Here is a 22,670-nt window from a genome sequence, read left to right as displayed (position 1 = left end):
ATTCGTTGAGAGAGCTTGGAGAGGTATTTCGGTGTGATAGTCAGTAATACTATCTGAGGTCTTGAACAAATACAGCAGGCACAAAAAACGCCACCCTTAGGTAGCGTTTTAATTAAAGCAGATAAGTAATTGAGATTACTTAGTTACTTTAAGAACTGGAGTTTCGCCAACAGTTACAGAACCAGAAAGCTTGTTCAGCTCTTTGATTTCGTCCATGTTAGAGATAACAACTGGAGTAAGCGTAGATTTTGCTTTCTCTTCTAGAAGCGCTAGGTCGAAAGTGATGATAGTGTCACCAGCTTTAACAGATTGACCTTCTTCAGCTACACGAGTGAAGCCTTCGCCTTTAAGTTCAACAGTATCGATACCGAAGTGAACGAAAAGCTCAACACCGTCGTCAGACTCGATAGAGAATGCGTGGTTAGTTTCGAAGATCTTACCGATAGTACCGTTAACTGGAGCTACCATTTTGTCGCCAGCTGGTTTGATCGCGATGCCGTCACCAACGATTTTTTCAGCGAAAACTACATCTGGCACATCTTCGATGTTTACGATTTCACCAGAAAGAGGTGCGATGATTTCGATTGCACCAGCATCAGCGCTGTCATCAGATACAAGCTTTTTCAGTTTGTCAAACAGACCCATTGTGTCATGCTCCTAACGTTTAGTTTTATTCTGTAGAATATACTATACCAATCTAACAAATTAGACGACTATTTTTAGCCGTCTAACGTTATTAAGCGATCGGCGATTACTGAGTTTTCTCAGCGATGAACTTTTCTACGCAAGCTTCAATTTCAGCAGCTGTTGGTAGAGATAGTGCTTCGTCAGCCATAGCTTTAACTTCAGCGAAGTTAGAGTTACGGATTACTTTCTTAACTTTAGGGATAGAGATACCGCTCATAGAGAACTCATCTAGACCCATACCAAGAAGAAGTAGCGTTGCACGCTCATCACCAGCAAGCTCACCACACATACCAGTCCACTTACCTTCAGCGTGTGATGCGTCGATCACTTGCTTGATTACTGTAAGAACAGCAGGAGATAGTGGGTTGTATAGGTGAGAAATCATTTCGTTACCACGGTCTACCGCAAGAGTGTATTGCGTTAGGTCGTTAGTACCGATAGAGAAGAAAGATACTTCTTTCGCTAGGTGGTGTGCGATTGCAGCTGCAGCTGGAGTCTCAACCATTACGCCGATTTCGATTTCTTCATCGAAAGCTAGGCCTTCAGCGCGAAGTTCAACTTTGTACTCTTCGATTGCTTTTTTCAGTTCACGGATCTCTTCAACAGAAATGATCATTGGGAACATGATACGTAGTTTACCGTGTGCAGATGCACGTAGGATGCCACGTAGTTGGTCACGTAGGATTTCACGACGATCCAAGCTGATACGTACTGCACGCCAGCCTAGGAACGGGTTCATCTCTTGTGGAAGGTCCATGTATGGTAGGTCTTTGTCGCCACCGATATCCATAGTACGGATAATTACTGACTCGCCTTCCATTGCTTCTGCTACTTCTTTGTAAGCAACATATTGCTCTTCTTCAGTAGGAAGCGCGTCACGGTCCATAAATAGGAATTCAGTACGGTACAGACCAACGCCTTCACCGCCGTTACGCAGGATACCGTCACAGTCTTTTACTGTACCGATATTGCCGCAAACTTCTACACGGTGACCGTCTAGAGTTTCAGCATGCAAATCTTTTAGTTTTGCTAGTTCAGCCGCTTCTGCTTCGAAATCTGCTTTGATTTTCTTAGCTTCTGCTAATTCAGCTTCAGAAGGGTTGATGATGATCTTGTTGTTCATCGCGTCTAGCACAAGCATGTCGCCGTTCTTAACTTGCTTAGTGATATCGTTAGTACCAACGATAGCAGGAAGCTCAAGAGAACGTGCCATGATTGAAGTATGAGATGTACGACCGCCGATGTCACAAGCGAAACCAAGAACGTAGTCTAGGTTGATTTGTGCAGTTTCAGATGGCGTTAGGTCGTAAGCAACTAGGATAACTTCTTCATTGATGTCTGCTAGAGAAACAATGTTAATGCCTAGTGCATTTTTAACGAAACGAGTACCGATATCACGGATATCAGTTGCACGTTCTTTTAGGTACTCATCATCAAGAGACTCTAGTGCAACAGCTTGCTCTTCGATCACAGTGTGGATCGCGTTGTCTGCGTGCATCTTGTCTTTCTTGATGAGTGCTAAAATCTCTTCTTCTAGCTCTTCATCTTCAAGCAGCATGATGTGGCCTTCAAAGATTGCTTCTTTTTCTTCGCCAAAAGTTTCAAGTGCTTTTTGCTTAACAACTTCAAGTTGTTGAGAAGATTTGTTACGAGCGTCAAAGAAACGCTGTACTTCTGCTTCAACTTGGTCGTCAGAGATAGATTGAGTGTTTAGGACAATTTCATCTTCTTGAAGTAGTAGTGCTTTACCGAAAGCAATACCAGGAGATGCTAGGATGCCTGAAATCATAGCCTTACCTTAGTTGTTCAACTGTAAACGGGAGAGTGTGTGACTTTAAGTCGTCGACTAATGTCGCGCTTATTCCTATCTATTTCGAACAAAGCCACTTTGCTGTGCAAAATGGCTTTGAAAGAAGGAGACCGTATTAGTGTAGTTGATCCATAAGAGCAACTAGGTGGTCTACTGCTTGCTGAGCTTGAGGACCTTCAGCTGAAATAGTAACGTTAGTACCTTTTACTAGGCCTAAAGTTTGTAGTTTGAACAGGCTTTTCGCGCTAGCGCTTTTGCCGTTAGAAGTCACTGTGATGTCAGCGTCGAAAGATTTTGCTTCTTTAACGAACTGTGCAGCTGGACGAGTGTGAAGACCGTTTTCTGCTGTGATTTCTACTTGCTTCTCGTACATTTTATATACCCCAATTAATTTATTTTTTGTAAGTTTGTAACCAGATTAGCTTAACTGCTTTAGCCCAAATGCGCTAGAGGCTAGTACGCCATGTTCGTGTTAGAACTTAGACTGGTTATAAATTTTTATCCAGCCATGGTCGTCTTTTGTTGAGTACTCATGACTTTCAGAATTTGTTTATTGCTTCTTTTATTTTGAAGCGAAAAATAAAACAGACCCGATATTACCAAAGGTGGGGCAGGGATCAACAAAAAAGCCCCTAAACGGGGCTTTTTTGGACGAAAAATTGATTTGACCACATATTATTGTTGGTTCTCTTTTTCCGTAAAGATGCCAGCAAATAGGGCTGTACTTAGGTAACGTTCACCAGAGCTTGGTAGTACCGTTACGATAGTTTTCCCTGCAAATTCAGGGAGTTCTGCGATTCTGTTAGCGGCTACCACAGCTGCACCAGATGAGATGCCAGCAAGGATACCTTCTTCTTTCATTAGGCGTTGAGCCATCTCAATCGCTTCTTCAGAAGTTACCGATTCTACGCGGTCAATAATCTCTAAATCTAGGTTTCCAGGGATGAAACCTGCGCCGATACCTTGAATTTTGTGCGGAGCTGGCTTGATTTCTTCACCTGCAAGCGCTTGTGCAATAACTGGAGACTCAGCCGGCTCAACCGCTACTGAAGTAATCGCTTTGCCTTTTTCACCTTTAATGTAACGACTTGTACCAGTGATAGTACCGCCCGTACCAACACCCGCTACAAACACGTCGATTTCGCCGTCTGTTGCTTCCCAAATCTCAGGACCAGTTGTCTGCTCGTGAATCTGTGGGTTAGCTGGGTTGTTGAACTGTTGAAGTAGTAGATACTTGTCTGGGTCTGAAGCAACAATCTCTTCTGCTTTAGCAATCGCGCCGTTCATGCCTTTTGGTGCTTCAGTTAGCACTAGGTTTGCGCCGAGTGCTTTAAGCAGCTTACGACGTTCTAGGCTCATTGACTCCGGCATAGTTAGCGTTAGCTTGTAACCGCGCGCCGCAGCTACGAATGCAAGAGCAACACCAGTGTTACCACTAGTAGGTTCAACAAGCTCGATACCTGGCTTCAGAGTACCTGCTTTTTCCGCTTCCCAGATCATGTTTGAACCGATACGGCACTTTACACTGAAGCTTGGGTTACGAGCTTCGATCTTAGCTAGGACGTTACCTTTGCTTACTTTGTTAAGGCGGACTAGAGGTGTGTTACCAATCGTTAGGGTGTTGTCTTCGTAGATCTTGCTCATGCGATATTCCTTCATTTAATGACAGAACTAAACGTAGTATATCAATCACTTTACCGTCTAGTGTCTTTCGATGTTTGTTCAGCTTGAATTTAGATTAAACAAGTTGAAAAAAAGGTAAAAGGATTAAAAAGTTATATCATATAGATATGTAGCAGAATTGACGCCTATCTTTATTGAAATCAGAACTTCAAAAAGATAGGCGAAACTAGGAAGTGTAGGCCGGGTTAGAGACGAGAACTTATAGACGTGAGCGTAGAGCTTGGTCTTTAAACTCAGCGACCCACATTGCCGTTGCGCCACAAACGGCAACGGGCATCACAATCAGGTTTAAAATTGGAATAGTAGTGAAAACAGAAACAAGCGCACCGAAGCTGTAGCTCTTACCTTGTTTTTGTTTCAAATTGTTTCTCATGTCATCGAACTTGATTTTATGGTTATCGAACGGGTAGTCAGCGTATTGAATCGCTAACATCCATGCTGTGAAGATGAACCATAAAAACGGTGCAACGGTTTGTCCTAGTGCTGGAATTAACAAAAGTAGGAATAAACCGATCGCTTTTGGCAGAACGTAGACAAGCTTGCGCCATTCTCTCGCTAATATGCGTGGGGTATCTTTGAGAACATCAAGCAAACCATCGTCATTGACTTTTTTACCGCTCAGCAACTCTTCCACTTTTTCTGCGAGTAAACCGTTGAACGGTGCGGCAATGAAGTTAGCGAGCGTACTAAAGAAATACGAGAACGTGGCCAAGACGGTTAAGACAAGTAACGGCCATAAAAGGTATGACAACCAAGACAAGAAACTTGGCAATGCACCAATCCAACCTTCAATCCAAGTGTTTAGATTGGAAAAGATATAAAACAAGGCACCACCAACAAGCAACACGTTAGCGATCAGAGGAAGTAGTACAAACTTACGAATGCTCGGTGATAAAGCGATTTTTATTCCGAAAATAAAATAGCCAAAGCCTGAGCGTGGAACAGATTCAATAGTCATATTTAAATTAGGTCACATGTGAATTTGATTAAATAGCAAACATGTCTAGTGTACTCGACCGAAATTAAGAAAAAAAGCGTGGCGAAAATCACACCATGTAAGGAACTAATTGTATTAAGTTGTTCTAAAACAGTGGCTACTTTTGATAGAGTAGTGAGATTGGCCAAATTAACCCAACTTAGTGACAGCGTCTTTATCGCTAGTTGACTAAGAAAGCTGAGAGCGAAAAATGCAGGAATTGCGATTTGTACTCATTATTGTTGGCGCACTAGCTATCGCCGCATTATTGTTCCACGGTCTGTGGACGAGTAAAAAAGAAGGGAAAGCAAAGTTTGGTGATAAGCCGCTTGGTAAGCTTGATAACGATAGCTTAGATGAAGCAGAAACTATCCCAAATCGTTCATTCGCCCCAGAAGATGATTTTGAGATAATCCGAAAAGAACGTAAAGAACCGGATTTTGCTGTTTCGCCATCTGCGACTGATCCTCTGATCGATTCAGATCCACTTACAGCGCCACAAGTGAAAGAAGCTCACGAAGATGACATCGAATTGAATGATCTTCCTTCTTTCAGTGTTGAAGACCCAATCAAGGTTGAGAGTGAACCGGAAGAGCTTGAGGAAGAGAAGGTTATTGAGCCTGAAGTTCCAAGCTTTGAGTTGACCGACGAACAAAAAGAAAACCATGCAGGCTTTAAAGAGCAGTACGGTTCGTTTGAAGAAACTTCTGAGACGGTTGATGAGCCTCTTGTTCCAAACGAAACGTTCACTCAAAGTGAGCCTGTTGTTGCGAAAGCAGTCGTTACTCCACAAAGTGCACCTGTTGAAGAAACGAAGCCAGATGAAGAACTTGGATTAGAAGTTATCGTTCTTAATGTTCACTGTGCTGGAGAGATCCCATTCGTGGGTACTGAGCTGTTCCGCAGCATGGAAAACAACGGGTTAACTTATGGTGAGATGTCTATCTACCACTGCTTTGCACAATCGAGTGACGAACCAAAAGTTATTTTCAGCGTAGCGAACATGATGCAGCCAGGCACGCTAGAACATGACGATCCTGCTGACTTCACGACGAAAGGTATTTCGTTCTTTATGACGTTGCCTTGTTACGGTCAAGCTGATCAAAACTTCAATGTAATGTTGAGTGCGGCGCAGAAAATTGCTGATGATATGGGCGGAAATGTTTTGGATGAGTCACGTAACTTAATGACACCAAACCGTTTGTCTGACTACCGCAAGCAAATCAGAGACTTTATGACGGCATCGAACGCCTAGCCGTATTGTTTAGCCTTGTAAATAATCTATATTTATAGAAAAGGGCTCCTAAGGGAGCCCTTTTTGATATTTCAATCACGATAGAGAATGATATGAAAGAATCGATTCAAGTTACCTTAGAGCAGTTAAGAGAAACTCTGCATTATCACGCCGTTCGTTATTACGTAGAAGATAGCCCTGAGATCCCTGATGTCGAGTACGATCGATTAATGCAGCAATTGCTAAAGATCGAAGAAGAGAACCCAGAGCTTGTAACGGTGGATTCACCAAGCCAACGTGTTGGCGGTCAGCCTTTAGATGGCTTCACGCAAGTGACTCACGAAATCCCAATGCTTTCTCTAGACAATGCATTCTCTGACGAAGACTTGGATGCGTTTAATAAGCGTATGTCGGATAGAGCACCAACCGCGAACCTCAAAACTTTCTGTTGTGAGCCCAAGCTTGATGGCCTTGCTGTGAGCTTGCTCTATGTGAATGGCACTTTAGTTCAAGCTGCGACTCGTGGTGATGGTGCGACTGGCGAAAACATTACAGAAAACGTACGTACGATCAGTTCGATTCCGCTTAAGTTACAAGGCGAAGGCTGGCCTGAGCGTATCGAAGTTCGTGGTGAAGTATTCATGCCAAAAGCAGGCTTCGACAAATTAAATGAGATGGCGTTGAAGAAAGGCGAAAAAGTCTTTGTTAACCCACGTAATGCCGCAGCAGGTAGTTTGCGTCAACTTGATTCTCGTATTACAGCGAAACGTCCGCTGGCTTTCTATGCCTACAGTGTTGGTGTTGTAGAGGGCGCTGAGCTTTCTAATAGCCACTATCAACGTTTCTTACAGCTGAAAGGTTGGGGTTTACCTATGTGCCCTGAGACTAAGCAGCTTAGCTCACTTGAGGACGTAAAGGCTTATTATCAAGATATCATGACTCGTCGCGATGCTCTGGCTTATGAGATCGATGGTGTGGTTATCAAAGTCGATGATATTGCCGCACAAGAAGTGCTTGGCTTTGTTGCTAGAGCTCCTCGCTGGGCGATTGCTTACAAATTCCCAGCGCAAGAAGAGATCACTCTGCTTAACGATGTTGAGTTCCAGGTAGGCCGTACGGGCGCTATTACGCCTGTTGCTAAACTGGAACCTATCTTTGTTGGTGGTGTGACGGTGAGTAATGCCACGCTACACAACGCTGATGAGATTGCTCGTCTAGGTGTGAAGGTAGGTGATAGCGTTATTATTCGTCGAGCTGGTGATGTAATTCCACAGATCGTCGCGGTTGTACAAGATCGTCGTCCTGAGACAGCGAAAGATATTGTTTTCCCTGATGCTTGCCCTGTATGTAGTTCTGCCGTTGAGCGTGTTGAAGGTGAAGCGGTAGCGCGTTGTACTGGCGGTTTAGTGTGTCAGGCACAGCGTAAAGAAGCACTTAAACATTTTGTTTCTAGAAAGGCGCTAGACGTTGATGGGCTAGGCGTGAAAGTAATTGAGCAGCTTGTTGATCGCGAAATGGTCGAAACACCAGCTGACTTGTTTAAGCTCAGCGCTGGCGTGATTACTGTCCTTGACCGAATGGGGCCTAAATCGGCACAAAACGTCGTGAGTGCGCTGAATAAAGCTAAAGACACGACATTAGCGCGTTTCCTCTATTCACTCGGTATTCGTGAAGTCGGTGAAGCGACAGCGATGAACCTAGCGCAACACTTTAAGACGCTGGAACTGGTTCAAGCAGCGACTCATAAACAGTTAGTCGAAGTGTCAGATATTGGCGACATTGTTGCTAGCCATATCACCAGCTTCTTCTCACAAGAGAAAAACAGAGCGGTCGTCGATCAGTTGATAGAGCTAGGTGTGAATTGGCCAATCATCGAAGAAGCTGCCGATGATCAAGAGCTACCATTAGAAGGCAAAGTCGTTGTTTTAACAGGTTCATTGTCGCAATTAGGTCGAAGTGAAGCGAAAGCTGCGTTACAAGCATTAGGTGCGAAAGTGACGGGTAGCGTATCGAAGAAAACTGATATCTTATTTGCTGGTGAAGCTGCGGGTTCTAAACTAACTAAAGCACAAGATTTAGGAATCGAAATAAGAACCGAAGAAGATCTAATTGCCCTTATATCGTAAGTAAATTCAGATAAAAAAAGCTCAAAGGCACTCCTTTCAAGGGAGTGCCTTTTTAGTTTTTGCTATAAATTAGCAAGCTTTTTGTTTGTTGAGAATTTTGTTCCTATACGAAGTCTCAAATTAGGACAGTGATGGTGCTCAACATTAATGAAATGCTGTTCTAGTTGTACTTAAAATGCGAGTCATATCTATTTTTATAAAAGGCACTTTCATTTAACTTATTGTTTTTATTTGAAATTGCTGTTTTTGGTTGTGAGCTTTTCATTTTATCGATCTGGATCACTAAGTACCTACTAAATTTGCACCAACTCATATTTTTTTAGATGAAAATTAAGTTCTCATTGATCTTTTTGAGGGCGAAGTTAGTCTTAATGCCATGGATGCACGATGTGTATACCCAGAAAGGAAATAGAGAATTCAGTGTTAAGGGTTCTCAAACAAGAAAAGGTATTTCTCTCTACGGCGGCCAACTTTAGGCGGGAAATATTCAAACAGCTATATCCATTTTTAGGAGTTTTATTCCATGGAAAACAAAATTTTCAAACGTACTCTACTAGGTGCATCCGTTGCACTTTTATCGACAGGCGTAATGGCGAAAGAAGTTGGTATCAACTCTGACTTCAACGTTGACGTATACGGTGTTGCAGCTATCTCAATGGTTAACTACAACACGACTGATAACAACAACAACAGCAAGGGCTTTGTCGTAGAGAACGAATCTCGTATCGGTTTCCGTGCTCATAAAGATATGTTTGATGACGTATTAATCACAATGCAGATCGAATCTGGTTACGTAGATAGCACAGACTGGTCTCACGGTGGTGTTTCAGGTGGTGTGCTAGGTTTCCGTGATACTTTCATCGGTGCTTCTGGCTCTTGGGGTAACCTACGTGTCGGTCGTGTTCTGACACCACTATACGAAATCGTCGACTGGCCATTCTCTAACCCTGGTCTAGGTTCTGTATTCGATTGGGGCGGCATCAACGGTCACTACGATCGTCAATCTAACCAAGTTCGTTACGATTCAGCTAAATTTGGTGGATTCTCTTTTGCTGCTTCTGTTGGTCGTGATGACGATAACAATGGTGGTGGTAACGCTACACGTGATGCAAGCTTTGCTGGCGCAAGTGCTAAATACAGCTTTGAAAAAGTAACTTTGATGGGTGCGGTTGAATCTGGTACACGTGTGACTCCTGCCGTTGATGCTGGCTTTGAGTTTAACCCAGAGACGGGGATTGCAGACCCTGTAGCTGCTGCTGCGGAAATTAAAGACGATACATTTGCATACATCGTTGGTTTTGAAGCTAGCCTACCTGCAGGTTTTGGCTTCGCAGCAGCTTATAAAGGCGAAGAGCTAGATAACAGCATCCGCAAAGTAACTCAAGATTCTTACTCAATCATTGGTCAATACTGGAACGGTCCAATCGGTTTCAAATTAGGTTACGCAGCTAACCTTGAGTCTGAAACAAACGGTAAGAAAGACGCTAACTCAGACAGCAACACTATCTCTGGTCAGCTAATGGCTGTTCATAACGGTTTCGTACCTTACCTACGTGTAGCGGGTCGTACTGTTGGTGACGCTGATACAGATATCGTAACTCGCGTTGGTCTTGAATACGGTTTCTAAGCTAGAATCTTCAGCTTAAACAGTTAGATAAAAATCAAAACGCTGGTAAATTTTGTTTGCCAGCGTTTTTCCATAGTGAATATAAGGAATTAGTCATAATGAATAAAGTTAGTGTGGTTGTATTATCATTATTTTTGGGAGCTTGTAGTTCACTCGATTCACAAAGTAATTTTGTAGACTCAGTTGCAGATGTACAGCCAAAAGGTGGCTACATTCAAGTGACTGGCCAATCTTACGTAGCGGAAAGTAAAGCGAATGTCGGGGCAGACATCCTGAAATCTTCACTCTACTTTACATACAACAAAGAAGTAACGCAGAATTCGGCTCCAGAATCTTCCATTACCATGGATGTAAGCTATTTCCAGAGCTATAAAGAATACGAAACCGTTAGCTTTTTTGGTAAGACGATAGACCTTGAAGAGAGACAACTTCCAAGAGAGAGCTGTAGTGAACACTGCACAAAGACTCAATATATTAAATTTCCATTGAGCGAAGCTGACATCCAGCAAGCAAGAGAAAAGAACTTAGAATTTACACTTGATGGACAAAACTCAGTAATGAGTACAACTTTCATTGTGCCGAAAGCGTATATCGACACAATATATAATGGCGCAAATAATCATACAGCTATTGCTGTTGCTCCAGTAGCGGTACCTGTTGCGGCTGTCGTTGCTGAAGAACCAAAGGCGTCTCAAGCTCAAGAGATGGTTAACTATTGGTACGGTGAAGCAACAAAAGAAGAGCAAGCTGCAGTAACAGATTGGGCATTCAAGAACCGTAAGAACGCTAACCCAGCGTCACTAGAAGGCTCAAAAGAGATCGAAATGGTTTCATACTGGTTCAACAAGCTAGACAGTGAAGAAAAATCTCAAACTATGATTTGGTTGTTAGAGCAAGAGTAAGCCTTTAACGTTACGCCCTAACTATGTTTTTCAACCGCAGTATTGTATAACAACAGTACTGCGGTTTTTCATTTTAGGCTTACAGGTAAGATTGTGAATATTGGTGAAGTAGCGAAGCGTGTTGGTACAACAGCGAAATCAATTCGTTTTTACGAAAGTAAAGGCATGATGAGTCCTCCACATCGTTCAGAAAACGGCTATAGGCAATACGGCGAGATTCACATCGAACAGTTAGAGTTTGTACTAAGAGCTAAAATGGTTGGGTTTACCCTTGATGAGTGTAAATCACTGGTTGAGTTGGCAATGAATCCCAATAGAGAAAGCTACGAGGTAAAAAAGAAGGCAACGCAGAAGTTAGACGAAATAGAGTTGAAGCTTGCTGAATTGAACAAGATGAAAGCTCAACTGCAATCTTGGGTTCATGACTGCCCTGGTGATGCTTCCACGGAATGTCCTATCTTAAACAATCTATCTGGCCGCAGTTAGGTTGTGTCAGTTATAAATAATCGTCAGGCCGCAATTACATTACTAGCCTGACTTTAGTCTCCTATCACAGCACTTTTCCGCCGTAATGTTTACAGATCAGTAATGGTACGTGAGTGACGGCATTACCATCTGAACATTTTACAATAGGCCCCATGTTTCCGTTACCAGGAGACTGACTGCTCGCGAGAGCGCTTCCGAATGATAAGCTGAAAATAGCCGTTAGAATTATTAAAAAATGTCTCATACAAACTCCATTAGGTTTATCTCTGATTGAGATAATTGAAAGTATGGACAAGGAAAAGAAAATTTCAAAAATCTGACGGACTTAACATTTTTAATAATTATAATTAAGCGAGAGTCAGGCTAATTATTCATATATATCTTGGGTAAGAAATCTGGCTTTCTTATACCTTTTTAGCTTAATCAAACTTTTTAGCTTTTCGAAATAAGAACTTATTTTTTTTTCAATTCAATCTATCGCAATGATAATTCGAATATTATTAAGGTTCAAAAATAGAAAAAGCCTGCATTTATTGAAAATGCAGGCTCCTTATAGCACTTGATTATAAAGGTTCTACTATTAGAACTATTCCGTCTAAAGCGACAATCTTAATTTCGGTGCCAGATGGAATATCTTGACTCGCCTTCGCAGACCAAGAAGAGTCTCCGAACTTAATTCGACAGCTACCTTTCTTTACGTCTTCACTTAGAATAACGGTTTGACCTACCAGTTGCTTTTCTCTTTGGTTTAACTCTCTCCCTGCATCAGATTGCTTGTCATTCGAGAGTTGTCTTCTCCACCACAACCACGTCGTGATAAGTGAGAAGCTAGCAAAGGATAGCCATTGCATCTGCCAACCAATTGGTAGAGCACCCAAAAGTGCACCGACCAGCATGGCAGATATGCCTATCCATAAAAAGTAACCAGCGGTTCCAACCAGTTCAAGTGCAAGCAGTGCTAGACCAAATGCCAGCCAGTGCCAGTGGTTTACTTGTTCTAGTAATTCGACCATAAATTAGTCCTTACTACCTTTGTCATTCTTATGCGCAAACATCTCTGCAATACCAGCGACAGAACCCATTAGGCCTGTTGCTTCAAGTGGTAGCATGATGATCTTGCCGTTTTCGGCTTGACCTATTGATTTCAGTGCGTCGGTGTAGCCTTGTGCAATAAAGTAGTTTACGGCTTGCATGTCACCTTGAGCGATCGCCGTAGATACCATTTCAGTGGCTTTCGCTTCTGCTTCTGCAGCACGTTCACGAGCTTCTGCTTGAAGTATCGCGGCTTGTTTTTCACCTTCCGCTTTCAGGATCTCTGACTGCTTGTGACCTTCTGCTTTTAGGATCTCTGCTTGCCTTACGCCTTCTGCTTCTAAGATATCAGCACGTTTGTTTCGTTCTGCCTTCATCTGAGCATTCATCGCAGCGGTAAGATCGGCTGGTGGTTGTACGTCTTTAATCTCAATACGTGTAACTTTTACCCCCCAAGGGTTAGTTGCTTCATCGACGATGTTAAGCAATTTGGTATTGATCATGTCACGCTGGCTGAGCATTTCATCCAGTTCCATAGAACCCAATACAGTACGGATATTGGTGAGGGTTAAGTTACGAATCGCGTGCTCAAGGTCGTTCACTTCATAGGCCGCTTTAGGGGCATCGATAACCTGAACAAAACACACCGCATCAATAACTACGTTCGCGTTGTCTTTAGAGATGACCTCTTGAGCTGGTATGTCGAGAACACGCTCCATCATGCTGATGCGTTGTCCAACTTTATCAATAAACGGAATGATCAAGTTTAAACCCGGTCTTAGGGTATGCGTGTAGCGACCGAAGCGTTCTACCGTCCAGTTATTGCCTTGCGGAACGGTTTTTACTCCGGCGAAAATAAATAACAGTGCGACGACGGTAAAGACGCCAATAGTAATCAATGTATCAATAGCCATACAAAATCCTTTGCAAGTTTAAGTTTTTGATAGTTCATTATTGATACTGGCTCATATTTAAAATCGGAGCAAATTTATAAACGAAAAATGGGCCATAAAATATTGATTTTATGGCCCATTTGGCATTATTGTATTCGATAAACTAATTGATTGAATTGTTAGTTTTCGATGTGTTTGACAACGCTTAACTTAACTGGCGTTGACGATTGCTAGTAAAGCAGAGAGTACAACTGTCGACGGTATTTACTCGCAACCGGATTGCCTTGTCCAAGCGCACTCAAGATATCCATGAATTCTTTTTTCATGTCACCATCGAGAGTATTAAGATCTTTTGCTAGGAAAGACCACAGTAGGTCCATTGCTTCTTCGCTACGGTTCACTTGGTGGTATTGCAGAGCTAATTCAGAGGCCGTTTTAGCATCGCTTGGGTTTTGCTGAAGAGCGGATTCTAGTGCTTGAATCTCAGGGCTGTCTGCTGCCTGTTTATGAAGTTCCAGCTTCGCAACTAAGCCTTTGTAGTAGTTGTCTTGGTACTCAAGTGGGATGGTTGCTAGCTGAGTTTCAGCAAGGTCAAACTGTTGTGTTTCTAATAAACACTCTGCTATCGCCAGTTTTACTTCACCTTTGTTTGTAAGCTCTGCAGGAAGCTGTTGCATTGCCGCCAAAGCTTGAGTGTGATCGCCTGCTTGCATTAACTCAAGAGCTTGGCGCAGTGCGAGTTCATCTTGACTAGGAAGGTGTTTGCTTAGCATCTCTACAATCGCGTCTAAGCTTTGAGGACCACCCAGTCCGTCGACAGGTTGACCGTTAACAAACAGTGCAATCGTAGGCAGTGCTTGAACACCAAATTGGCTAGCAATCGCTTGTTCTTGCTCGCAATTCAGTAGGGCTAATGTGAAAGCACCGTTGTATTGCTGAGTTAATGTTTGGAGTTCAGGAATGACTTGGGCGCTCTCTTGGCTCATTGGTGCCCAAAAATGGATGAGTACAGGGGTCTGCATCGAACCTTCTAATACTTGACGAAAGTTCTGCTCATTAAGTTCAACAATATGCGGAGATTGCATTTACGTTCCTTGAGGTTTGTTTTGTGGATACGATGCAAATATGGGGTGAGAAGTCGGTAACTTCAAGATCTAACTCAGTTATCTCAGATAAAAAGCGCCAAAAATAGAAAAACGCCATGCTTCGATGTTGATAGAGTTGTTATCTCAACACGGAAGACACAGCGTTCTCATTGAGGTGGTCAGTGAGGTATTACTTAAGATATTCAAAACAGAATAAACAACGTAATAGCCAAACTCACACCTACCCAATTAAGGCGGTTTAAAGTCATGAAATATCCAGAGGTAGCTTCATCAATTGGGAATAATTGATGATATAGGCTAAATCATGACATCTTATTGTTACGAATAAATTACATCGTTACATTAAAGTTTGCGACTGTGCATTCAAAGTTAGTAATTTATGCTGCTTTTCTCAAAATAGGGTCTAGCAAGCGGCTTGGTAGGAGCCTTTTTAACACTGCGAACACCTTAGTTGGTGTCGTCACTCGGTACCTTAACTTAGGTTTATCGGCTGTCAGCGCGTGAAAAACGGGTTCAATGCAGCTTTCTGCAGGCAAAACAAAAGCGTTATTCGATGACTCTTTTTCAAGTCGGTCTTTTTGCTGTTGGTAAGCTTCTTGGTGGGCACTGCCTTCGATGCGTATCCACTTATTGAAGGCCTTTAGGGCGTTGGTTCTAAACTGGGTTTCGATAGGACCGGGTTGAAGTAATGAAATGTGTATGCCACTGCCATGCAGTTCTAAACGCAGAGTGTCAGTCCAACCTTCGATTGCGAATTTTGAAGCGTTGTAAGCACCGCGATATTTCATAGCGGCGAAGCCTAACACTGAACTGTTTTGTACGATTCGTCCTTCGCCACGTTCACGCATGTGCGGAAGGATCTGGCAAACGAGATGGTGCCAACCGAAGAAGTTGGTTTCGAATTGCTCTCTCAGTCCTTGAGTCGGTAAGTCTTCTAGCGCACCTGCTTGGCCGTAAGCGCCGTTGTTGAATAATCCATATAGCCCGTTAGGTGCGAGTTCAATAGCAAGCTTGGCGCCATGTTCAATACTTTCTTGGTTGGAAAGATCGAGTTGAATGCAGGTGAGACCTTCATCTTGAAGGCGTTGAACATCTTGTGGGTCACGACAAGATGCAATGACATGAAAACCGCGCTGTTTCAGTGCATGAGCGCATGTATAGCCAATACCCGTTGAGCAACCAGTGATAAGAATCGACTTGTTCACGCTTAATCCTTTATTAGAGTCTCTATGACTCTAGGGTAAAGAATTAGTCTTGATGTTGTAACAAGTTTTTTAGTGCAGGCTCGATTCTTGAGTAACTAAAAATGAATCCCATTTCGGTGAGCTTCTTTGGTTTGGAGCGGATGCTATCAAATAGCAAACACGATGATTCTCCCATCAGAAGTGACATTGCCCATTTTGGTGTGAACAAGAAATGCGGTCGGCCCAATTGTTTGGCTAACGTACTGCTGAACAGTTTGTTAGTCACAGGGTGCGGCGCACACATATTAAACTCGCCTTGAGCGTGAGGAATCGACAACAAGTGGTTAATGGCTCTCACCATATCTAGCATGTGAATCCATGGCATGTACTGTTTGCCAGAACCTAGAGGCCCACCTACGCCAAGTTTGTAAGGCATAAGCATCTTCTTTAATGCTCCGCCATTTTCTCCCAATACAATCCCCGTTCTGAGTAGTATCACTCGCGTGTTATCTGACTGAGCTCGCTTAGCTATTTCTTCCCAGTGAGCACAAACCTTATGAGGGAAGCTGTCATCCTCTACTCGTAATGATTCATCAAACGGGTGTTGTTGTTGATCGCCATAATAACCGACGGCTGAACCACTAATGAAAACCTCAGGCGGATTGCTGCTGGCATGAATTAACTCGACCAACTTTTCTGTGATGTGCCAGCGGCTACTGCAGATTCTCTCTTTTTGTTCTTCGCTCCAACGCTTGTCGGCTATCGGTTCGCCAGCAAGGTTAACCACCACATCGAAGTCATTAAGATTGCTCAGTTCGTCAAGGGATTGAATGTAATGAAGGTTGTTCTGGTTCAGGTGATTTAGATTTTGCTTTGCTTTTTCAGGGCTCCGCGTCAGCAATGTCACATCGTCAGTGTTCCAGCTTTTAACCAATTCAGAGCCAATAAATCCAGTACCACCAGTTAACAATATCTTCATACCAATCTCCTTATTAAACATAATTATAGACATGGCTTGTTTTTAATCGCCAATCAATACGAAAAAATCACTATAACGATCAGTTGGTTTCAATCGTGTGATACCCAAATTACGCCTTTTAAAATTAAAGAATGAGTGAAATAAAATTCATTTGGCCAAGATGTGTACCGTTATCACACTTATGGATTTTACTCGGATATGTTACCAACTGCGTAATATTTATCACATAAGGAATGATAAGGATTTGCCATGATTATTAGTAACTAATAACCCGACACAATTTCAGCGATAAGGAGTGGTGATGGCAGCAGTACTTGCTTTGTTTCGAGCCATGCTAGGTAGCCTCCGAGATCTGTTGCCGATTGTCGCGGTGATCGCCTTCTTTCAGCTCGCTGTGTTGCAAGAGCCGCTTCCTCATCTGTTATCAATTCTAACTGGCTTAGTGCTGGTGGTCTTTGGGTTGACCTTCTTCATATTTGGCCTAGAAATGGGCCTATTTCCAATCGGTGAGTCTATGGCTCAAGCCTTTGCTCGCAAGGGGAGTGTGTTCTGGTTACTGACATTTGCTTTTTGTTTGGGCTTTGGAACAACCATTGCAGAACCTGCGTTAACTGCGGTGGCGGCTGAAGCTGCGGAAGTGGCCGCCGAGGGAGGTGTTATCCCCAATAATCTTGATGAAATGGAAGAATATGCAGATGGTCTGCGTTTTACCGTAGCATTGTCGGTTGGTATTGCCATCTTACTTGGGGTATTGCGAATATTAAAAGGTTGGCCAATTCAGTACATGATCATCGGTGGTTATATTGGCGTGGTAGTACTTACCGCTTTCGCCCCTGAAAATATCATTGGGATAGCGTATGACTCTGGTGGGGTGACAACATCAACCATCACCGTTCCGTTGGTCACTGCATTAGGAGTGGGCTTAGCTTCAGCAATCAAGGGCCGTAATCCAATGATCGACGGTTTCGGGTTGATCGCCTTTGCGTCACTGTTGCCGATGATGTTTGTCATGGTCTACGGGATGGTGGCGACATGATCAGTGCTCAGCAGTTTATCGACACCTTTTTAGGCACCGTGATGGATGTGATTCCGATTGCGGTGATCATCTTTGGTTTTCAGTTAGCGGTGCTACGTAAACCTGTGAACAATTTAGCCAAGGTGCTGATTGGTTTTTTCTACGTCATCCTTGGTTTATCTCTTTTCTTGATGGGATTGGAACTCGCGTTGTTTCCCTTAGGGGAGACGATGGCCATGCAACTGACCGAACCTAGCTTTCTGACTGATTTTAAGGTTAGCTCTGGCCTGACATTAGCTTGGTTTGATTATTACTGGGTTTACCTTTTTGCATTCTGCATTGGTTTTAGTACCACGATCGCCGAGCCTTCGTTGATTGCGGTGGCGATTAAGGCAAATCAAGTCTCAGGCGGCAGTATCAGTGTTAATGGGCTGAGAGTCGCAGTTGCACTAGGAGTGGCTATCGGCATCTCACTCGGAAGCTATCGGATCGTTGCGGGCGATCCGATCCATTACTACATCATTTTTGGCTATGTTGTCGTGGTTATCCAAACCTTTTACGCCCCCAAATTGATCATCCCATTGGCCTATGATTCTGGCGGAGTGACGACATCCACCGTGACCGTTCCATTAGTGACGGCGTTAGGGCTAGGCCTCGCTTCAACTGTACCTGGGCGAAACCCTGTGATTGATGGCTTTGGGTTGATTGCTTTCGCCAGCTTATTTCCGATTATTTCAGTGATGGGCTATGCCCAAATAACACAATGGTTAAACCGTTTACACACCTCTAAGGAGAGCAAAGATGCGCTTTAAACTTATCTTAGCGTTTGTAGAAGAGAGCAAGACAGACAGTGTGCTCGATGCCGCGCGTGATGCGGGCGCAACTGGAGCAACGGTGATTAACAATGCCAGAGGGCAAGGCTTAAACCAAAAAACCACCTTCTTTGGCTTAACTTTGGAGGTGCAAAAAGATGTGTTGCTGTTTGTCGTCGAAGAGCATTTGGCGAGACATATTTTAGAAACCATTGGTGAAGTCGGAGAGTTCGACCAAGAGTCAGGACAAGGCATTGCTGTTCAGATCGATGTTGAGGATGCGGTCGGGGTCGCGCACCAAGTCGAAACACTAACCAAGGTTGTGGAGGATGAGCTATGAATACGGGTGAGACAATTCGAGTAAGCGATGTAATGGCTAACACTTATGTGATTATTGATGGGCTAACGACGGTGTTAGAAGCGATTGAGATGGCAAAAAAGCACAAAGTAAAAGCCATCATCGTCGATAAACGCCATGAGGATGATGAATACGGCATCGTGTTGATGAATGATATCGCTAAGAAAGTGTTAGCCAAGAACCGATCGCCTAAGCGCACTAACGTTTATGAAATCATGACTAAACCGGCTTTGAGCGTGTCTGCCGATATGAATGTGAAGTATTGTGCACGCTTATTTGAGCGTTTTGGTATCAGTCGTGCCCCTGTGGTCAGTGACCATAAAATAGTCGGTATGGTTAGTTACAATAATATCGTGATCAACGGTATGGCGAGAGATGACGTGTAGCGGTTAGATACGTACAATAGGCTCACAAATTTTATGGAGAAGTACGTGTGAAATTATTTTTTGCTTCAGACCTACACGGTTCGCTGCCAGCAACAGAAAAAGTACTAGAGCTATACCAAGCCTCTGGTGCGCAATATTTGGTTCTATTGGGTGACATTCTGAATCATGGTCCAAGAAACCCGATTCCAGAGGGATACAACCCGCCGGCGGTTGCAGAGAAGTTGAATGCGTTTTCTCAAGAGATCATTGCCGTTCGTGGTAACTGCGACAGCGAAGTGGATCAGATGCTGTTGTCTTTCCCAATGATGATGGATTACTCATGGGTACTGCTTGAGTCAGGTCAGCGTATCTTCTTAACTCATGGTCACCTGTACAACACAACGAAGCGACCAGCATTGAAAGCGGGCGATATTATTGCTCACGGCCACACCCATATCCCAATTGCTGAATACCAAGATGATATCTTTATTTTCAACCCTAGCTCAGTGACATTTCCACGAGAAGGGCACGCAGCAAGCTATGGTCTATATGAAGACAACACCTTCAAAGTGATTAGCCTTGAAGGTGACCTGATTGTGAGCGGTGAGCTTTAAATGACAAAATCGGTCGCGTGGCTTTACTTTGAATCTACGTGGCCGAGGTCTTTGTCTGGAGCAATGATGTTCCGTACTCTTTGCTTCAGAACTTTAGCCTCAGGAAAACCGCCGTCCGCTTTTCTTTCCCAAATCTGTATCCCATTACAAAAGATCTCGAATCGTCCGCCCGTATCAGGGTGCAGACTGACTTGTTCTATCTCTTCACTGAAGGTGTGTAGCAATTCTTGGCACAACCAACTTGAGCGAAGCATCCAATTGCATTGACGGCAATAGTGTATGGCTATCGTCGCTTTCAATATTGTTGTCGTGGTTGGATTTGATTCCGTATTCATAGCTAATCCTTTTAAATTCTATATCAGTAGTTTGATACCGACGGCAAACGTCAATATTTCAAAAGCGGTTTTGACGAGCTGATTGCTTGAACGGTTGGCAAGAAATGCACCGAGGCTTCCGCCTATAAATGAGCTAAGTAGAAGTATGGGTAGCCACAACCAGTATATCGGTGCACCAGCTTGTACGATTGCGATACCGCCGATGCCATTCCAGAACAGACCAACACATATCATGGTGAGTGCCACTGCCTGCTTATAAGTGAAACCAAACCAGCGAACAAGAAACAAGGTCACCAACAGCCCTGATCCGGCAGTGAGCGAGCCATTGATGATGCCAATCAGCGCAAGCCCAATGCCACCAATAATCCAACCTTTAGTATCTCTATTCTTGAGTTGTTCCTCTTGTCCCAATTGCTTCTTTAGTAGGGAATATATGCCCAGCGCTAAGATCATCGCCCCAAGCAGCTTTTGTGCAATATCATCTGGAATCAGTAAGACGATATTTGCTCCAATAACAACGCCGATGCTGCCAACAAGGATCAGGTAGCAACAAATTCTCCAGCTGAGCGTGCCGCTTTTAATATGCGTATAAGCAGCGCCCAAACCTAGAGCGACACTGGCGACTTTATGTGTTGCTAAGGCGACCGAAAAGGGGAGGCCAAGAAAGATAAGCAGTGGGAATTGAAGTAGCCCGGCACCACCACCCGATAAGGAGGCGAGGGTATTGGCAATCAATGAACCAAAAAAGAGGGCAAGTGAGTTTATCCAATCCATAGAATTTCGTACTTGTAAGTTTTAGATAACAAAAAGGGGCATCATGCCCCTTTTCTATTGGTTTACCGCTTCATGGTATTCAGCTATTGATACACAGTAAATAGCTTTCCAATGTTAGTTTGAAAACAACACTGTTGAACCGTGATTTAAGCTAGTCAATAGCAGTGCTTTCGGGTTAACGATGTCGATACGTCGGCTTTGTTCTGCATCCATCTTAATAACCTGAGTGATCAGTTCGAGCTGCCCTTCCGAAAAATCTTGGCGCTGAGCAGAAGTCACATCTTTAAACTCTGTTGGTGAAACCAAGAGGTAGTTGTCGTTGATATCCCACTGACCCGTTTCCGAAATATTGATGACATTCGCAGGCTCAGTTTGAGTACCATACAGTCTAACCACTGACATTCTCAGATATGTACCATTTGGTAGGTATTTCGCATTCGATGACAGTTCAACTTTGCGAAGTGGGCCGATTGAGTCAGCTTGTTTGTTATCGCTAATCAGAGTGACCATCTTAGATTGCCATTCATGTGCAGTAAGTAGGCGCTCTACTTTTGCATCGCTTCCCCAATATAACCAACCACTCAAAAATGCAGATAGAACCAGTAAAATAATCGATACTTTTAATTTCATGTTACTGACCACCGTTACAAATGTCGTTTACATCCGACTGGTTTGCGTAAATTCTTAGGGTTACATTCTCGCTCGAGTAGTCTTGCGGGTGAATGTAGTTGAGGGCAAGGTTGTTGGTTTGTCCACCAGTTGCAATTACTTCAGTCGGCTTTAGCATGCCAGTGTGATTGGTGTTGTAACGCAATACACATTTCTCTATCGCTGGCAGCCAACTGCTAAGATCTGGGTGGTTAACTGGTGATTGAACCTTTACGCCATCCACTTCAGCTAATGTTTTGAACTCTGATTCTGCCGGGTTAGTAAACGTTAAAACGAGAATCGGCATGATGAAAGCAATAAGCAGCAACCAAAACGTTAACCACTTATTTGTGCTTTTAACCGGAGTTGCAGCAGGAGATCGAGCTGGTTCAGCTTCGACATTGGTTTCTTGAACCTTTGCTACTGGCTCTGATTCAACCGTTTCAGTGATCGCTTCTTCAGTCGCTGTAGGCGTCGCAAACGTCAAGATAGGTTCTACGTCATTTTCGGTAATTTCAGCAGCTACTGGCTGATCATTTGATGAAAGTGGTGCAGAGCGCTCAACGGTTGCAATAAATTGATAACCGCGTTTAGGCACTGTCTTTACGAATTCTGGGGATTTGGTCGAATCTTTCAGCATCTTCCTTAGTGTCGATACTGCTTGCGTTAAGCTAGAGTCATCAACCTCAAAGCCTTGGTCTCGCCAAACATACTCGTGTAATTCATTACGAGTGATAACTTCATTGGGTCTTTCCGACAGCATCAGGAGAATGCGGCTTTCATTGCTGCCAAGGCGTACGACTTCGCCGTCGCTCATTTGGTCAACAAGTGAGTTGCTGTTTGGATCGAAGACAAACCGCTGTGCGAGAATAAACTTTGTGCCGATATTGCTCATTGAATTCTTCTACTTTTGGATGATTTGGGGTGCGAAATAGACAAATCTCAGGTGAAGTTCAGTTAATTCTTCACCAAATCATGGCTTCTTTTATGTTCTTTTATATTTATCAGACTCAAGGATAATAAA

At 43.4% G+C, this 22,670-nt stretch carries 24 protein-coding genes; 10 read left to right on the top strand and 14 right to left on the bottom strand.

Annotated elements, in window-relative coordinates; genetic code table 11:
* Positions 1-135: 135 nt before the first annotated feature.
* The 5 genes from crr to cysZ all read right to left on the bottom strand — a co-directional run bounded on the left by crr (position 136) and on the right by cysZ (position 5,138).
* Positions 136-645, bottom strand: a complete 510-nt coding sequence (crr, locus tag L0992_11945; GenBank protein ID XGB66424.1) for a PTS glucose transporter subunit IIA — start codon at positions 643-645, stop codon at positions 136-138.
* Positions 646-751: 106 nt separating this feature from the next.
* Positions 752-2,476 carry a phosphoenolpyruvate-protein phosphotransferase PtsI gene (ptsI, locus tag L0992_11940; protein ID XGB66423.1) on the bottom strand — a complete coding sequence of 575 codons (1,725 nt, stop codon included), beginning with the start codon at positions 2,474-2,476 and terminating at the stop codon, positions 752-754.
* Positions 2,477-2,612: 136 nt separating this feature from the next.
* On the bottom strand, positions 2,613-2,870 hold the full coding sequence (locus L0992_11935) for an HPr family phosphocarrier protein (GenBank protein XGB66422.1): 258 nt from the start codon (positions 2,868-2,870) through the stop codon (positions 2,613-2,615).
* A gap of 302 nt (positions 2,871-3,172) precedes the next feature.
* Positions 3,173-4,141, bottom strand: a complete 969-nt coding sequence (gene cysK / locus L0992_11930; GenBank protein XGB66421.1) for a cysteine synthase A — start codon at positions 4,139-4,141, stop codon at positions 3,173-3,175.
* Between the two features lie 238 nt (positions 4,142-4,379).
* Positions 4,380-5,138: a sulfate transporter CysZ gene (cysZ, locus tag L0992_11925; GenBank protein XGB66420.1), complete on the bottom strand. Its 759-nt coding sequence runs from the start codon at positions 5,136-5,138 to the stop codon at positions 4,380-4,382.
* Positions 5,139-5,367: 229 nt separating this feature from the next.
* On the opposite strand from cysZ, the gene zipA reads away from it, so the two are divergent.
* From zipA to cueR, 5 genes are all read left to right on the top strand, one after another.
* The gene (gene zipA / locus L0992_11920) at positions 5,368-6,411 is read left to right on the top strand and encodes a cell division protein ZipA (GenBank protein ID XGB66419.1); all 1,044 of its coding nucleotides are present in this window, start codon (positions 5,368-5,370) and stop codon (positions 6,409-6,411) included.
* A 92-nt stretch (positions 6,412-6,503) separates the two neighbouring features.
* Entirely contained in the window at positions 6,504-8,516 is a 2,013-nt protein-coding gene (ligA, locus tag L0992_11915) for an NAD-dependent DNA ligase LigA (GenBank protein XGB66418.1), read from the top strand.
* Between the two features lie 523 nt (positions 8,517-9,039).
* Positions 9,040-10,143 carry a porin gene (locus L0992_11910; GenBank protein XGB66417.1) on the top strand — a complete coding sequence of 368 codons (1,104 nt, stop codon included), beginning with the start codon at positions 9,040-9,042 and terminating at the stop codon, positions 10,141-10,143.
* A 98-nt stretch (positions 10,144-10,241) separates the two neighbouring features.
* Positions 10,242-11,045, top strand: a complete 804-nt coding sequence (locus L0992_11905; GenBank protein XGB66416.1) for a DUF2057 domain-containing protein — start codon at positions 10,242-10,244, stop codon at positions 11,043-11,045.
* Positions 11,046-11,138: 93 nt separating this feature from the next.
* Positions 11,139-11,531, top strand: coding sequence for a Cu(I)-responsive transcriptional regulator (cueR, locus tag L0992_11900; GenBank protein XGB66415.1), 393 nt, complete (start codon positions 11,139-11,141; stop codon positions 11,529-11,531).
* A 563-nt stretch (positions 11,532-12,094) separates the two neighbouring features.
* Here the strand turns inward: cueR and L0992_11895 are convergent.
* From L0992_11895 to L0992_11875, 5 genes are all read right to left on the bottom strand, one after another.
* Entirely contained in the window at positions 12,095-12,544 is a 450-nt protein-coding gene (locus tag L0992_11895) for an NfeD family protein (GenBank protein ID XGB66414.1), read from the bottom strand.
* A gap of 3 nt (positions 12,545-12,547) precedes the next feature.
* Positions 12,548-13,477, bottom strand: a complete 930-nt coding sequence (locus L0992_11890; protein XGB66413.1) for an SPFH/Band 7/PHB domain protein — start codon at positions 13,475-13,477, stop codon at positions 12,548-12,550.
* Positions 13,478-13,686: 209 nt separating this feature from the next.
* Positions 13,687-14,541 carry a co-chaperone YbbN gene (locus L0992_11885; GenBank protein XGB66412.1) on the bottom strand — a complete coding sequence of 285 codons (855 nt, stop codon included), beginning with the start codon at positions 14,539-14,541 and terminating at the stop codon, positions 13,687-13,689.
* A gap of 398 nt (positions 14,542-14,939) precedes the next feature.
* The gene (locus tag L0992_11880; protein ID XGB66411.1) at positions 14,940-15,767 is read right to left on the bottom strand and encodes an SDR family oxidoreductase; all 828 of its coding nucleotides are present in this window, start codon (positions 15,765-15,767) and stop codon (positions 14,940-14,942) included.
* Between the two features lie 43 nt (positions 15,768-15,810).
* Positions 15,811-16,725 (bottom strand): TIGR01777 family oxidoreductase, encoded by a 915-nt coding sequence (locus tag L0992_11875; protein ID XGB66410.1) that lies wholly within the window; start codon positions 16,723-16,725, stop codon positions 15,811-15,813.
* A gap of 301 nt (positions 16,726-17,026) precedes the next feature.
* Here L0992_11875 and L0992_11870 point away from each other — a divergent pair, with 301 nt between their 5' ends.
* The 5 genes from L0992_11870 to yfcE are packed head-to-tail and all read left to right on the top strand — an operon-like array spanning position 17,027 to position 19,889.
* The gene (locus L0992_11870; protein ID XGB66409.1) at positions 17,027-17,761 is read left to right on the top strand and encodes a DUF1538 domain-containing protein; all 735 of its coding nucleotides are present in this window, start codon (positions 17,027-17,029) and stop codon (positions 17,759-17,761) included.
* Complete coding sequence (locus L0992_11865) at positions 17,758-18,552, top strand: DUF1538 domain-containing protein (GenBank protein ID XGB66408.1); 795 nt, start codon at positions 17,758-17,760, stop codon at positions 18,550-18,552. The genes L0992_11870 and L0992_11865 overlap by 4 nt, the downstream gene beginning before the upstream one ends.
* The gene (locus L0992_11860; GenBank protein XGB66407.1) at positions 18,542-18,892 is read left to right on the top strand and encodes a P-II family nitrogen regulator; all 351 of its coding nucleotides are present in this window, start codon (positions 18,542-18,544) and stop codon (positions 18,890-18,892) included. The genes L0992_11865 and L0992_11860 overlap by 11 nt, the downstream gene beginning before the upstream one ends.
* Positions 18,889-19,296 (top strand): CBS domain-containing protein, encoded by a 408-nt coding sequence (locus L0992_11855; GenBank protein ID XGB66406.1) that lies wholly within the window; start codon positions 18,889-18,891, stop codon positions 19,294-19,296. Before L0992_11860 ends, L0992_11855 begins: the two co-directional genes overlap by 4 nt.
* Before the next feature lie 47 nt (positions 19,297-19,343).
* Entirely contained in the window at positions 19,344-19,889 is a 546-nt protein-coding gene (yfcE, locus tag L0992_11850; protein ID XGB66405.1) for a phosphodiesterase, read from the top strand.
* A gap of 23 nt (positions 19,890-19,912) precedes the next feature.
* On the opposite strand, the gene L0992_11845 is transcribed toward yfcE, so the two are convergent.
* From L0992_11845 to L0992_11830, 4 genes are all read right to left on the bottom strand, one after another.
* Positions 19,913-20,224: a SelT/SelW/SelH family protein gene (locus tag L0992_11845; protein XGB66404.1), complete on the bottom strand. Its 312-nt coding sequence runs from the start codon at positions 20,222-20,224 to the stop codon at positions 19,913-19,915.
* Positions 20,225-20,242: 18 nt separating this feature from the next.
* Positions 20,243-20,998 carry a sulfite exporter TauE/SafE family protein gene (locus L0992_11840; protein ID XGB66403.1) on the bottom strand — a complete coding sequence of 252 codons (756 nt, stop codon included), beginning with the start codon at positions 20,996-20,998 and terminating at the stop codon, positions 20,243-20,245.
* 114 nt (positions 20,999-21,112) lie between these two features.
* On the bottom strand, positions 21,113-21,628 hold the full coding sequence (locus tag L0992_11835; GenBank protein ID XGB66402.1) for a regulatory protein ToxS: 516 nt from the start codon (positions 21,626-21,628) through the stop codon (positions 21,113-21,115).
* A 1-nt stretch (position 21,629) separates the two neighbouring features.
* Positions 21,630-22,541 (bottom strand): transcriptional regulator, encoded by a 912-nt coding sequence (locus tag L0992_11830; protein ID XGB66401.1) that lies wholly within the window; start codon positions 22,539-22,541, stop codon positions 21,630-21,632.
* Positions 22,542-22,670: the final 129 nt, after the last annotated feature.

The organism is Vibrio pomeroyi, assembly GCA_041879425.1.
Classification (GTDB): Bacteria; Pseudomonadota; Gammaproteobacteria; order Enterobacterales; family Vibrionaceae; genus Vibrio; species Vibrio pomeroyi_A.
Note: the sequence above shows the minus strand (reverse complement) of the source record. Positions and strands in the feature narration are given on the sequence as shown.